The organism is Streptococcaceae bacterium ESL0729 (assembly GCA_029391995.1).
Taxonomy (GTDB): domain Bacteria; phylum Bacillota; class Bacilli; order Lactobacillales; family Streptococcaceae; genus Floricoccus.
This window is the reverse complement of record CP113924.1, coordinates 465,001-477,864: the sequence shown is the minus strand read 5'-3', so window position 1 is coordinate 477,864 and position 12,864 is coordinate 465,001. Positions and strand designations below refer to the sequence as shown.

At 41.7% G+C, this 12,864-nt stretch carries 9 protein-coding genes, 15 tRNA genes and 2 rRNA genes (1 of these 26 only partly in view); 1 reads left to right on the top strand and 25 read right to left on the bottom strand.

All coding sequences use genetic code 11. The features are described from left to right. Positions 1–53 precede the first annotated feature (53 nt). From OZX68_02475 to OZX68_02450, 6 genes are all read right to left on the bottom strand, one after another. Positions 54–1,133, bottom strand: coding sequence for a YdcF family protein (locus OZX68_02475; protein ID WEV61113.1), 1,080 nt, complete (start codon positions 1,131–1,133; stop codon positions 54–56). Continuing rightward, a complete protein-coding gene (gene ispG, locus OZX68_02470) occupies positions 1,120–2,220 on the bottom strand; it encodes a flavodoxin-dependent (E)-4-hydroxy-3-methylbut-2-enyl-diphosphate synthase (GenBank protein ID WEV61112.1) in 1,101 nt (366 codons plus the stop codon). Before ispG ends, OZX68_02475 begins: the two co-directional genes overlap by 14 nt. Before the next feature lie 152 nt (positions 2,221–2,372). Continuing rightward, complete coding sequence (locus tag OZX68_02465; protein WEV61111.1) at positions 2,373–3,107, bottom strand: amino acid ABC transporter ATP-binding protein; 735 nt, start codon at positions 3,105–3,107, stop codon at positions 2,373–2,375. Continuing rightward, entirely contained in the window at positions 3,104–3,790 is a 687-nt protein-coding gene (locus tag OZX68_02460) for an amino acid ABC transporter permease (protein ID WEV61110.1), read from the bottom strand. Before OZX68_02460 ends, OZX68_02465 begins: the two co-directional genes overlap by 4 nt. Before the next feature lie 105 nt (positions 3,791–3,895). Beyond that, positions 3,896–4,294: a DUF4430 domain-containing protein gene (locus OZX68_02455; protein ID WEV61109.1), complete on the bottom strand. Its 399-nt coding sequence runs from the start codon at positions 4,292–4,294 to the stop codon at positions 3,896–3,898. Further along, positions 4,291–4,764 (bottom strand): ECF transporter S component, encoded by a 474-nt coding sequence (locus OZX68_02450; GenBank protein WEV61108.1) that lies wholly within the window; start codon positions 4,762–4,764, stop codon positions 4,291–4,293. Before OZX68_02450 ends, OZX68_02455 begins: the two co-directional genes overlap by 4 nt. 81 nt (positions 4,765–4,845) lie before the next feature. Between OZX68_02450 and OZX68_02445 the strand changes: the two genes are divergently transcribed. Next, the gene (locus tag OZX68_02445) at positions 4,846–5,742 is read left to right on the top strand and encodes a diacylglycerol kinase family lipid kinase (GenBank protein ID WEV61107.1); all 897 of its coding nucleotides are present in this window, start codon (positions 4,846–4,848) and stop codon (positions 5,740–5,742) included. 35 nt (positions 5,743–5,777) lie between these two features. On the opposite strand, the gene OZX68_02440 is transcribed toward OZX68_02445, so the two are convergent. The 19 genes from OZX68_02440 to OZX68_02350 form a co-directional block, all read right to left on the bottom strand. Further along, positions 5,778–6,602 carry a transporter substrate-binding domain-containing protein gene (locus OZX68_02440; GenBank protein ID WEV61106.1) on the bottom strand — a complete coding sequence of 275 codons (825 nt, stop codon included), beginning with the start codon at positions 6,600–6,602 and terminating at the stop codon, positions 5,778–5,780. A gap of 96 nt (positions 6,603–6,698) precedes the next feature. Then, positions 6,699–8,690 carry an excinuclease ABC subunit UvrB gene (gene uvrB, locus OZX68_02435; protein ID WEV61105.1) on the bottom strand — a complete coding sequence of 664 codons (1,992 nt, stop codon included), beginning with the start codon at positions 8,688–8,690 and terminating at the stop codon, positions 6,699–6,701. Positions 8,691–8,791: 101 nt separating this feature from the next. Next, positions 8,792–8,879 (bottom strand) — tRNA-Ser (locus OZX68_02430). 52 nt (positions 8,880–8,931) lie between these two features. Then, a tRNA-Ile gene (locus OZX68_02425) sits at positions 8,932–9,005 on the bottom strand. A 47-nt stretch (positions 9,006–9,052) separates the two neighbouring features. Next, positions 9,053–9,123: transfer RNA gene (locus tag OZX68_02420), tRNA-Gly, on the bottom strand. 11 nt (positions 9,124–9,134) lie between these two features. Then, positions 9,135–9,207 (bottom strand) — tRNA-Phe (locus OZX68_02415). Positions 9,208–9,218: 11 nt separating this feature from the next. Beyond that, positions 9,219–9,292: transfer RNA gene (locus OZX68_02410), tRNA-Ile, on the bottom strand. 19 nt (positions 9,293–9,311) lie between these two features. Beyond that, positions 9,312–9,385: transfer RNA gene (locus tag OZX68_02405), tRNA-Met, on the bottom strand. Positions 9,386–9,404: 19 nt separating this feature from the next. Then, positions 9,405–9,478, bottom strand: a tRNA-Pro gene (locus OZX68_02400). Positions 9,479–9,505: 27 nt separating this feature from the next. After that, a tRNA-Arg gene (locus OZX68_02395) sits at positions 9,506–9,579 on the bottom strand. 18 nt (positions 9,580–9,597) lie between these two features. Continuing rightward, positions 9,598–9,683 (bottom strand) — tRNA-Leu (locus OZX68_02390). Positions 9,684–9,700: 17 nt separating this feature from the next. Then, positions 9,701–9,772: transfer RNA gene (locus OZX68_02385), tRNA-Gly, on the bottom strand. A gap of 11 nt (positions 9,773–9,783) precedes the next feature. After that, positions 9,784–9,856: transfer RNA gene (locus OZX68_02380), tRNA-Thr, on the bottom strand. Between the two features lie 37 nt (positions 9,857–9,893). Next, positions 9,894–9,975, bottom strand: a tRNA-Leu gene (locus OZX68_02375). A gap of 3 nt (positions 9,976–9,978) precedes the next feature. Then, positions 9,979–10,051 (bottom strand) — tRNA-Lys (locus OZX68_02370). 24 nt (positions 10,052–10,075) lie between these two features. Continuing rightward, a tRNA-Asp gene (locus OZX68_02365) sits at positions 10,076–10,148 on the bottom strand. A gap of 13 nt (positions 10,149–10,161) precedes the next feature. Then, positions 10,162–10,234 (bottom strand) — tRNA-Val (locus OZX68_02360). 96 nt (positions 10,235–10,330) lie between these two features. After that, positions 10,331–10,446 (bottom strand): 5S ribosomal RNA (rrf, locus tag OZX68_02355). Between the two features lie 101 nt (positions 10,447–10,547). Continuing rightward, positions 10,548–12,864: ribosomal RNA gene (locus OZX68_02350) — 23S ribosomal RNA — on the bottom strand (it continues 589 nt past the right edge of the window).

The following is a 12,864-nucleotide window of genomic DNA, read 5'->3' as shown; positions in this document are numbered from 1 at the left end:
CTTACATACGAAAAAAGGGCAAAAAAATACCCTCAAATCATGAGGGATTATTTTTACTGAAAATTCATCCGTGCAAGTAAAATTAAGAGAATATTTACGGTGAAAATCAAAGTCAGATTGATTATATGCTTCTTCTTATCCATGTTTAAAACCGCAATAAATTCTCTGATAAAGGCAGGTATTCGGTAGTACATGGCAGTTTTTCCACCCAGTCCATTGGCCTTAAGGCCAATTTTCCTAGCAAGAAGAGCCGCCCTGAAAACATGATATTCACTGGTAAAGAATAAAAATTTTTCGTCTGGCTTTCTACTTTCTTCTTCAATAATTGCTGAAGAAAAGACTAAATTTTCATAGGTGGTTCGGCTTTTATCCTCAAGGACAGTATGGTCAAACGGATAGGCAAGCTCTTTTACAGCGTACTCCCTCATGGCAGAGGCCTCACTAACTACTTCATTTGGTCCCTGACCACCTGAATAGATAATTTGGGGGAGATTCTTCTGAAGCTTGGCCTGAGTATTTGCTGCTTCAATCCTTGCTGCTAGTAGCTTACCAACCTTATCACCGTTTATTAGACCAGCACCTAAGACGACAAAATAATCAGCCCTAGCCCTTTTTACCAACCAGCTATAAATAAGGCTTGATGAAAGAAAAACAATAAACTGCCAGCCAATATACATTAAAAACAAGGGATACATGTAGGTGGCAATCTTCAAAAAGTCATATTTTTCAGGTAAGGAGTTGATTCTACTTACCAGCTGGCCTGCTACTAGTAAAAAGATAAAGGTTATGGGTAATAGCAGATTGGCCAGTGAATGATTTTCCCGCCGCCAAATCTTTACACTCTCAATGATGATTCCGATAAACAAGATGACTGATAGGATTAAAAAGCCAACTACTAAAATAACTAACTCATAAATAGGAATGGCAAGGGGGATTGTTCCTTGACCACCTAGATATAGCAAAAGTAGATTGACGCAAAGAAAAACAAAGAAGGCTGATAAAAGTCCCCATCGTCCAAGTCTTAAAGACCTGGGATCTCTTTTAATAACCCCAACAAATATTGATAGGCTAATGACTGTAGGAATCCCCACAATCATAGCCAGCTCAATTATTGTATTATCAATCGTCCCCATGTAACCTCCCTGTTTTTTGGAAGAATTCATACATTCCATCTATTTCTTTTTTGAATTCTTCAAGCATGACTTCTTCTGGAACAGTCTTAATAATCTTTCCTTTTTTAAAGAGCATACCCTTACCGCTACCGCCAGCAAGACCAATGTCAGCCTCACGAGCTTCACCTGGCCCGTTTACCCCACAGCCTAAGATAGCTACCGTTATTGGAGCTTTGATTGAAGCGATATAGTTTTCAAGTTCTTGGGCAATTGGGATTAAATCAATCTCAATCCGCCCGCAGGTTGGGCAAGATACAAGAGTTGCGGCATTGTCAATCAGATTAAATGATTTTAAAACCTCACGGGCAACCTTGATTTCCTCTACTGGGTCAGCTGAAAGAGAAATCCTCATGGTGTCACCAATTCCCATTGAAAGAAGGGCACCCATACCAGCTGCTGATTTTATTGAGCCAGAAAAAAGTGGTCCAGATTCTGTGATTCCAAGGTGTAAGGGATAGTCAAACTCTTCTGCCGCAAGCTCATAAGCTGCAAGGGCTAGTTCAACATTTGAGGCCTTCATGGAAATGATAATGTCATGAAAATCCAAATCTTCTAAGATTTTAACGTGCTCACGGGCACTTTCAAGCATCCCCATGGGAGTTGGATAGCCGTATTTTTGTAAGAATTTCTTTTCCAAAGATCCAGCATTAACCCCAATCCTAATTGGAATATTTTTAGCCTTACATGCCTCAACAACCTTTTGAACCCGGTCAGCTCGTCCAATATTACCAGGATTAATCCTAATCTTATCAACCCCTGATTCAATGGCCTGAAGGGCTAGACGATAGTCAAAGTGAATATCTGCCACTAAAGGAATGGAAATTTGTTCCTTGATTTCTCTTAGGGCAAGAGCAGCCTCCATGTCAGGTACCGCCACACGGATAATCTGGCAACCAGCCTCTTCAAGTTCATGAATCTGAGCTACCGTGGCCTCAACATCCTGCGTTTTTGTGGTACACATTGATTGGATAATTACCTTCTCCCGTCCACCGACAATTACATCACCGACTAAAACAGGACGTGTATTTTTTCTATATGTTAAAGACATTTCGTCACTTCTTTCTTTATTAAATCAAAGTTCATTCTATCATAATTTCCCTAAAAAATATGCTCCTAGAACCCCTCATCTATTCTAACTCATCTATAAAAACTTTTCAAACCAACAAAAAAAGAGAATCACCTTCTCTTTTTACTAGTCGCTTATAAAACCTTGGATAAAAAGTCCTGAGTTCTAGCTTCCTTGGGATTATCAAAGATTTCAGCTGGACTTCCCTCTTCAATGATGTGACCTCCATCCATAAATAAAACTCGGTCAGCCACCTCTTTTGCAAACCCCATCTCATGCGTTACGATAACCATGGTCATCCCGTCACGAGCAAGCTCCTTAATAACTGCCAAAACCTCACCCACCATCTCTGGATCAAGGGCACTGGTCGGCTCATCAAAAAGCATAACATCTGGATCCATGGCAAGGGCACGTGCGATAGCAACCCTCTGCTGCTGGCCTCCAGATAGACTTTGTGGGAAGGCCTGGGCCTTGTCAGCAAGACCAACTCGGTCAAGAAGTTTAAGGGCCTTTTTCTCAGCCTCATCCTTGGTCAACTTCTTATTTTTTATGGGTGCAAGGGTCAAATTATCTAAGATATTTAGATTAGAAAAGAGGTTGAAGGATTGGAAAACCATTCCCATCTGCTCCCTATGCTTGAAAATATCAACGTCCTTACCAGAAATGTCACTTCCTTCAAAAATAACTTGCCCCTCACTTGGACTTTCAAGCATGTTCATGGTTCTAAGGAAGGTTGACTTTCCACTTCCTGAAGGACCAATCATAACAACAACCTCACCCTCACTAATCTCAAGATTTAAACCCTTAAGGATTTCATTTTTCCCAAAAGACTTATGAAGATTTTTAATCTCAATTATGCTTTTACTCATTTAACATATCCTTTCGACATTTTTTTCTCAAGTAGATTGATTAGCTGACTTGTAAGTAGGGTAATTACCAGGTAGAAAAGTCCTGCAAATAACAAAGGTTCTAAGGTAATGTAGGTTGTACTTGCAGTTGTAAGACCGCCGTTATAAAGCTCCATAACACCAATGGTTGATAAAAGTGAGCTGTCTTTAATAATGGTCACAAATTCATTTCCAAGAGACGGAAGACAGTTCCTGATAGCCTGAGGCAAAACAACACTTCTCATGGTTTGCCCTGGACGAATACCCAAAGAATGAGCTGCCTCAATCTGACCCTTAGGAACAGACAGGATACCACCCCTGATAATCTCTGCAACATAGGCTCCACTATTCATTGAAAGGATAATAATCCCAGGAACCACACGTGCCAAATCAACATTTAAAATGCCAAGTGGAAAAGTCGGCAAGAAGGTCATCTTAACAGTAACAAAGAAGACCATGATTTGAAGAATCATTGGAGTTCCACGGAAAAGTCCAATATAGATATTTGCCAGCCACTTTAAAGGGGCAAAATTTGAAAGTTTTGCTAGGGCCAGTAAAATTCCGATGATCGTTCCAAAGAAGACCACTAAGATTGAAACACTTATCGTAATTACAGTACCATCCGTAAAATACGGTAAAAATTTTGGTAGAAAGGAAAAATTCATATACTACTCCTCATTAATTAATTGATTGATTTATCTAATTATACCACAAGTTTTGCATAAATATACAAATAATTTGCATTTTATTCTATTTATAGTCCTAATGGCCTAAAAGCCACCCAACTCAAAAATAATCTTGTCCCTATCCTTAAGCTTCTGCTCACCGGCTCCCTTAGTCGCCATTTGGTCATTAATTTCATACATCCAGTACTTTTTAGCACTAGTATCCTGCTTGACATTATCAATTTCGGTGATAAAGCCCTTATCATCCTTGACTTCCACACAAGATCTAAGAAGGTCGAGGACTGTAGTATCAGCTGTTATGGGTTGATTCTTAAACTCCTTTTCCTCTCCGTCATCAAAACGAATAATTAAGGTCACATCTCCAATTTGCTCCTGTGATGAGCTTGCTATACTTGCCTCCTGATTGGTAGAAGACTTGCTAGAACATCCCACCAGACTAAAAAAGGACAGACCAAGTAATACAAGCGTTAATATTTTTTTCATAATTTCAACCTTTCAAATATGTTATAAATAAGGGGATAAAAAATAATCGTACTGATTGCATGATTTACATCAAACCAAAAACCATTCAAATAATAAGCCCAAAAATTAATGGCAAAGATACTTGTTGTAAAAAGAGACATAATAAATCCATAAAGGAAGGTTAAAAGCCCCACCACCATTAATTTAAGGAAAGTATTAGGTAAAAATTTATAAAGAAACTTCCATAAAATCAAAATAAGGGCAAATGCTATAATTTGAAATAAAACAACTACATTCATTCCCAGATAGATTCCTGAAAGAGTCATGGTTAAAATCATCACTATAATTCCATCTGCTAGACCCCAAAAAACAACCGTAACAAAAAAGATTGCACTGACCATTTTAAAATTGGGAAACTGGACCAGGGCAAATCTTGAGATGATAGCAAGGGCTGACAAAAGGGCTAACTGGCTTATTTTTTTTGTACTCATCTGGTAATTATACACAAGTTTAACCCCAAGATGCAAGAAGATTATAACAAGGAGACAAATAAATATGCTATAATTTTTACTATGAAATATTACCTACTAGTTAATCCCACATCGGGTGGTGGCAAGGGAGCAAAGATTGATAAAGTCCTATGTGACTATCTTGAAGAAAACAATATTGCCTACCAAAAATATCTAACTCAAAAACCCAAAGAGGAGGCAAGGCTTACCCAAGAAATATTAAAGCTTATCGGAGCTTCTGATTTATTAATTGTCGTTGGAGGAGATGGAACCCTTTCAAATGTGGTCAATCACCTGCCTTCCGACCAAAAATTTTCCTATATTAGAGCAGGAAGTGGCAATGATTTTGCCAACAGCCTAAATTTACCCAAAAATCCTATCAAGGCCTTAAAAAACATTATTAATGGAAAGCCCCTTGATTTCTACCTAATCAAGTATAAAAGCAAAAATTTATCTGGCTACGCCCTTAATAATTTAGGTATTGGTCTTGATGCTGAGATTGCTCACGCTACCAATGAAAGTAAACTTAAGGCAGTCCTTGCAAGATACGGAGCTGGCGGTCTAGCTTATCTTCTAAATGGCCTTAAGGTTATTCTCACCAAAAAAGCCTTTGAAGCTCAAATTAATGGGCAAAGCTTTAGCAATGTCTTTCTTTTAACCATTACAAGCCATGCCTTTTTTGGTGGTGGCTATAGGATTGCTCCTCAGGAATCATCCCTTGATGATCAATTAACCTTGGTTGAACTGCCTAAAATTAGCCTTCATAAATTAATTAAAATTATCTTCCAGCTTCTTCAAGCTAAGCATTTGACCAACAAAAATATTTATCATGAAAGTGCTAAAACTTTTTCCATTAAGCTAAAATCAGATGAAATCATCCAAATTGATGGTGAATGCTATCAAATAAAAAAAGATGAAGAAATCGATTTAAAAGCCGTTAAAAGGACAATTATCATTTAAAAAAATCCTACAAGAAATACTTGTAGGATTTTTTCTTATTCAGCTACCTTCGCTTCTTTAGCTAGCTTGTAGTTATCTTCAACACTCTTAGTAATAAAACCTTCTTTTTTAAGCTCTGCTATGACAGCATTCACTTCAGCCTTCAGGCTTTCATTACCCTTTTTAATGGCAATTGCATTGCTTCCTTCAGTGTCAGCTGGGAAGGTAACATCCTTGTCGATTTCGATGTCATCATTTGACTCAACATAGCTTTCAGCCACAAGACCATCTAAAGCAACTGCATCAACTGTATTATTTTTTAACTCATTTATCATGTTAGTTGCTGTTGGAAGAGAGATCAAAGTAGAATCCTTAAAGGTATCTGTTACAATTCCTTCCTGGATACTTCCCTTTTGAGCAGCAATTTTTGCACCCTTTAGATCAGAAATACTCTTATATTTACCAGCCTTATCCTTATTAACAACAAGAACATTTTTAGTCTGATAATACTCATCAGAAAAATCAAAGGTTTTCTTACGCTCATCAGTTGCAGTAAGCCCTGAAATAGCAAGATCTGCACTTCCATTTGCAACACTAGCTAGGACATTACTAAAGTCCATGGTTGAAATTTTAACCTTAACCCCAATTTTTTCAGCAATTTTATTGGCGAGGTCAATGTCGCTACCAACAACAACATTTTTCCCGTCCTTAATCATCTGAAATTCAAAGGGAGCGTAGTCTGGACTTAGAGCTACAACCAACTCACCCTTATCCTTTACCTTCTGCAAAGAATCATCCTTACTAGAGCTACTTTTTCCACCACAAGCAGCTAAGCTAACCACTGATAAGGCCACTAACAGACCTGCAAAAATTTTTTTCATAAACATCCTCTTTCTTGTATATTATTCCATTACTATACTTATAATTATACATTTATTTTTGGATTAGTCAAGCATTAATGTATATTTATACAATAATTAATCCAAAGCCTTAATTTCAAGGATTGTATCCCTAATTTGAGCCGCCAGCTCAAAGTCTAAAAGCTCAACTGCCTGATTCATTTGACCTTCAAGTTCCTTTATAGCAAGAGTTCGTTCCTTTTTGTTCATCTCAGAATAGTCAACAAGCTCTTCTTCCTGGCCCTCTTCACCCTTTCTGGTAATTACAATATTATCACGAATTTCCTTAATTATGGTCTTAGGAATTATTCCATGCTCTTCATTGTAAGCAATCTGAGTATTCCTCCGTCTTGCAGTTTCATCAATGGCAATTTCCATGCTCTTAGTCATCTTATCAGCATACATGATAACAAGACCATTGGAATTACGGGCTGCACGACCAATGGTCTGAATCAAGCTCCGCTCGCCCCTTAAAAATCCTTCCTTGTCAGCATCAAGAATTGCTACTAGAGATACTTCAGGGACATCAATTCCTTCTCTTAGAAGGTTGATTCCTATAAGAACATCAAAAACACCCAGCCTTAAATCACGAATAATTTCGGTTCTTTCTAAGGTCTTAATATCGCTGTGGAGGTATTTAACCTTAATTCCCATCTCCTTGAAATAATCAGTCAAATCTTCTGCCATTTTTTTAGTCAGAGTAGTGACGAAAACCCGCTCATTTTTCTCAACCCGCTCATTAATTTCCCCCAATAAGTCATCAATTTGCCCCATAATTGGACGAACCTCAACGACTGGATCAAGAAGACCAGTTGGACGAATAATCTGCTCTACCACTGTCTCAGTCTGCTCAGCCTCATAAGGGCCAGGTGTTGCTGATACATAAACAACCTGGTGCACATGCTCCTCAAATTCTTCAAGCCTTAAGGGCCTATTATCAAGGGCACTAGGAAGGCGAAAACCATAATCAACAAGCATTTGCTTTCTTGACCTATCACCATTATACATCCCCCTAATTTGCGGCATAGAAACATGGGACTCATCAACCATAATCAAAAAATCATCTGGAAAGAAATCAAGCAAGGTATAGGGAGGTTCCCCTTCTGCTCGACCCTCCATGTGCCTTGAGTAATTTTCTACCCCATTGGTATAACCCATCTCCCTAAGCATTTCAATGTCATACTCAGTTCTTTGTTTCAACCTTTGAGCCTCCAAAAGTTTACCCTCTTTATCAAAGTTTTCAAGTTGCCCAGTAAGTTCATTATTAATCCTTGAAATTGCTTCTTCCATGTGATCATCATTGGTCACAAAGTGGGTAGCAGGAAAAATTGCCAAGTGATCAACTTGACCCAAGACATGGCCTGTCAAAGCATCTATCTCACGTATCCTATCAATTTCATCGCCGAAAAACTCAACCCTAAAGGCATGCTCATCACGGCTGGCTGGGAAAATCTCAACTACATCACCTCGTACCCTAAAACGCCCCCTTTGAAAATCAATATCATTACGCTCAAATTGAATGTCAACCAGGCTATTTAAAAGCATATCCCTTGAAAGCTCTTGACCAGGCCTTAAACTCACCACACTATCCTGATATTCCTTGGGATTACCCAAACCATAAATACAAGAAACCGAGGCAACTACAATTACATCATTTCTTTCCAAAAGCGATGAGGTCGCACTGTGACGCAGCTTATCAATCTCATCATTAACAGAACTATCCTTCTCAATATAAGTATCACTTGAGGGCACATAAGCCTCAGGCTGATAATAGTCATAGTAGCTTACAAAATATTCAACCGCATTATCCGGGAAAAATTCCTTAAATTCTCCGTAAAGCTGACCGGCTAGCGTCTTATTGTGAGCAATAACTAAGGTTGGTTTATTTACCTTCTGAATCACCTGACTCATGGTATAGGTCTTACCAGTACCAGTAGCACCAAGAAGAATCTGAGCCTTCTCCCCATTTTCAATACCCTCAACCAACTCTTCTATTGCCTTTGGCTGATCGCCTGCTGGTTCATATTTTGAATGGAGAACAAATTTATTAGTATCCACTCTATCAATCATAAATCACCTCACAAATCCATCTAAAAGATACATACATACAGTGATAATTTTACTATTTTTACACAAAAAAAGCCATTGGATACATCATCCAATAGCAGATACGGAGAAGAAGGGATTCGAACCCCCGCACCGATTTCTCGGTCTAACGATTTAGCAAACCGTCCTCTTCAGCCTCTTGAGTACTTCCCCATGAGAATATTATAATAAATTTCTCTAATAACTTCAATAATAAAATGAAGTATGGGCACGAGTGGACTCGAACCACCGACCTCACGCTTATCAGGCGTGCGCTCTAACCAGCTGAGCTACGCGCCCATCTTTAACAAGTTGTTAAATGTGGTATGAACAAACTATTTGTTCAAAGCGGGTGACGAGAATCGAACTCGCGACAACAGCTTGGAAGGCTGTAGTTTTACCACTAAACTACACCCGCTTATTAATTAATGGCGCGAGACGGAATCGAACCGCCGACACATGGAGCTTCAATCCATTGCTCTACCAACTGAGCTACCGAGCCAATTACTTTAATGGACCTTGCAGGACTCGAACCTGCGACCACTCGGTTATGAGCCGAGAGCTCTAACCAGCTGAGCTAAAGGTCCTACAAAGTTTTTAAAAATATAGCGGCAGAGGGGATCGAACCCCCGACCTCCCGGGTATGAACCGGACGCTCTAGCCAGCTGAGCTACGCCGCCATTATGATAATAATATCAATCGGGAAGACAGGATTCGAACCTGCGACACCTTGGTCCCAAACCAAGTACTCTACCAAGCTGAGCTACTTCCCGTATTTATCTTTTAGATATTATTACCAATGCACCCTAGAGGAGTCGAACCTCTAACCGCCTGATTCGTAGTCAGGTACTCTATCCAGTTGAGCTAAGGGTGCTTATTATTAATTTTTTTATGCCGAGGACCGGAATCGAACCGGTACGGTGATCACTCACCGCGGGATTTTAAGTCCCGTGCGTCTGCCAGTTCCGCCACCCCGGCTTGGGTATCTAATGCAAAGCGAACGACGAGGTTCGAACTCGCGACCCCCACCTTGGCAAGGTGATGTTCTACCACTGAACTACGTTCGCAATCTGTTAAATGCCGGCTACATGACTTGAACACGCGACCCTCTGATTACAAATCAGATGCTCTACCAACTGAGCTAAGCCGGCTGATATCAGATTCTTATTGGCATGAATCTGAAAGTTATGCGGATGAAGGGACTTGAACCCCCACGCCGTTAAGCGCTAGATCCTAAATCTAGTGCGTCTGCCAATTCCGCCACATCCGCGTATGACCCGTGCTGGGCTCGAACCAGCGACCCATTGATTAAAAGTCAATTGCTCTACCAACTGAGCTAACGAGTCTTCATACTTTAAGCTTTCGCTTAACGGTCCCGACGGGAATCGAACCCGCGATCTTCGCCGTGACAGGGCGACGTGATAACCGCTACACTACGGGACCTACAAATTGTTTATGGGAGTTAACGGGATCGAACCGCTGACCCTCTGCTTGTAAGGCAGATGCTCTCCCAGCTGAGCTAAACTCCCAAGGGTGGTCGTTTAACTCAGCCAAAGGTGGAAAACTTAGTTTTCCCTCATCCCTCGATTCGAAACACGTTTCGAACTAAGCTAAACTCCCAATTCGCTTGGCGCCTACCATATCTCACAGGGGGCAACCCCCAACTACTTCCGGCGTAACGAGACTTAACTTCTGTGTTCGACATGGGAACAGGTGTATCTCTCGTGCAATAAGCACCAAACTTGTTTGTAATCTTTTCGGCTTACGCCATCTTCGATCACTCAAAATTGAATAATTTCATATAACTTAGAAACAACTTCAAATGTTGCTTGACTCTTATTTTAGGATAAGTCCTCGAGCGATTAGTACTAGTCCGCTACATGTGTCACCACACTTCCACTTCTAGCCTATCTACCTGATCATCTTTCAGGGCTCTTAACCAATAATTGGTGGGAAATCTCATCTTGAGGTGGGCTTCGCACTTAGATGCTTTCAGCGCTTATCCCTTCCCTACATAGCTACCCAGCGATGCTCTTGGCAGAACAACTGGTACACCAGCGGTAAGTCCATCCCGGTCCTCTCGTACTAAGGACAGATCCTCTCAAATTTCCTACGCCCGCGACGGATAGGGACCGAACTGTCTCACGACGTTCTGAACCCAGCTCGCGTGCCGCTTTAATGGGCGAACAGCCCAACCCTTGGGACCGACTACAGCCCCAGGATGCGACGAGCCGACATCGAGGTGCCAAACCTCCCCGTCGATGTGAACTCTTGGGGGAGATAAGCCTGTTATCCCCAGGGTAGCTTTTATCCGTTGAGCGATGGCCCTTCCATGCGGAACCACCGGATCACTAAGCCCGACTTTCGTCCCTGCTCGATTTGTAGATCTCGCAGTCAAGCTCCCTTATACCTTTACACTCTATGAATGATTTCCAACCATTCTGAGGGAACCTTTGGGCGCCTCCGTTACCTTTTAGGAGGCGACCGCCCCAGTCAAACTGCCCGTCAGACACTGTCTCCCACCATGATTAATGGTGCGGGTTAGAGTAGCCATAACACAAGGGTAGTATCCCAACAACGCCTCATCATACACTGGCGTGCATGAATCTTAGGCTCCTACCTATCCTGTACATGTGGTACAGATACTCAATATCAAACTGCAGTAAAGCTCCATGGGGTCTTTCCGTCCTGTCGCGGGTAACCTGCATCTTCACAGGTACTAAAATTTCACCGAGTCTCTCGTTGAGACAGTGCCCAAATCGTTACGCCTTTCGTGCGGGTCGGAACTTACCCGACAAGGAATTTCGCTACCTTAGGACCGTTATAGTTACGGCCGCCGTTTACTGGGGCTTCAATTCATACGCTTCGCTTACGCTAAGCACTCCTCTTAACGCTTCCAGCACCGGGCAGGCGTCACCCCCTATACATCATCTTACGATTTAGCAGAGAGCTGTGTTTTTGATAAACAGTCGCTTGGGCCTATTCACTGCGGCTGACTTAAAGTCAGCGCCCCTTTCTCCCTAAGTTACGGGGCCATTTTGCCGAGTTCCTTAACGAGAGTTCTCTCGCTCACCTGAGGCTACTCGCCTCGACTACCTGTGTCGGTTTGCGGTACGGGTAGATATTATTTAAACGCTAGAAGCTTTTCTCGGCAGTGTGACATCACATACTTCGCGACCTTAGTCGCTTCCCCATCACAGCTCAATGTTAGAAGTACAAGCATTTGACTCATACTACACCTCACTGCTTAGACCAGAATCCATTAACTGGCACATGTTAGCCTACTGCGTCCCTCCATCACTATAATATCTAGTACAGGAATATCAACCTGTTGTCCATCGGATACGCCTTTCGGCCTCTCCTTAGGTCCCGACTAACCCAGGGCGGACGAGCTTCCCCCCTGAAACCTTAGTCTTACGGTGGACAGGATTCTCACCTGTCTTTCGCTACTCATACCGGCATTCTCACTTCTATACGCTCCAGCACTCCTCACGGTATACCTTCGGCGCTGTATAGAACGCTCTCCTACCAATTACTTAAAAAGTAATTCCACAGCTTCGGTAATATGTTTAGCCCCGGTACATTTTCGGCGCAGGGTCACTCGACTAGTGAGCTATTACGCACTCTTTGAATGGTAGCTGCTTCTGAGCTAACATCCTAGTTGTCTGTGCAACCCCACATCCTTTTCCACTTAACATATATTTTGGGACCTTAGCTGGTGGTCTGGGCTGTTTCCCTTTCGACTACGGATCTTAGCACTCGCAGTCTGACTGCCGTACATATGTCATTGGCATTCGGAGTTTATCTGAGATTGGTAATCCGGGATGGACCCCTCACCCAAACAGTGCTCTACCTCCAAGACATTTAAATTACGACGCTAGCCCTAAAGCTATTTCGGAGAGAACCAGCTATCTCCAAGTTCGTTTGGAATTTCTCCGCTATCCACAAGTCATCCAAGCACTTTTCAACGTACTCTGGTTCGGTCCTCCAGTGAGTTTTACCTCACCTTCAACCTGCTCATGGATAGGTCACATGGTTTCGGGTCTACATCATGTTACTAAAGCGCCCTATTAAGACTCGCTTTCGCTACGGCTCCGACTCTTCATCTTAACCTCGCAACATAACGTAACTCGCCGGTTCATTCTACAAAGGCACGCTC

Excerpts from the sequence above, each read along its gene's own strand:
- OZX68_02475 (WEV61113.1), bottom strand. The coding sequence starts at position 1,133 with ATGGGGACGATTGATAATACAATAATTGAGCTGGCTATGATTGTGGGG.
- uvrB (WEV61105.1), bottom strand. The coding sequence starts at position 8,690 with ATGATTGATAGAGTGGATACTAATAAATTTGTTCTCCATTCAAAATAT.
- ispG (WEV61112.1), bottom strand. The coding sequence starts at position 2,220 with ATGTCTTTAACATATAGAAAAAATACACGTCCTGTTTTAGTCGGTGAT.
- OZX68_02460 (WEV61110.1), bottom strand. The coding sequence starts at position 3,790 with ATGAATTTTTCCTTTCTACCAAAATTTTTACCGTATTTTACGGATGGT.
- OZX68_02455 (WEV61109.1), bottom strand. The coding sequence starts at position 4,294 with ATGAAAAAAATATTAACGCTTGTATTACTTGGTCTGTCCTTTTTTAGT.
- OZX68_02465 (WEV61111.1), bottom strand. The coding sequence starts at position 3,107 with ATGAGTAAAAGCATAATTGAGATTAAAAATCTTCATAAGTCTTTTGGG.
- OZX68_02450 (WEV61108.1), bottom strand. The coding sequence starts at position 4,764 with ATGAGTACAAAAAAAATAAGCCAGTTAGCCCTTTTGTCAGCCCTTGCT.
- OZX68_02440 (WEV61106.1), bottom strand. The coding sequence starts at position 6,602 with ATGAAAAAAATTTTTGCAGGTCTGTTAGTGGCCTTATCAGTGGTTAGC.
- OZX68_02445 (WEV61107.1), top strand. The coding sequence starts at position 4,846 with ATGAAATATTACCTACTAGTTAATCCCACATCGGGTGGTGGCAAGGGA.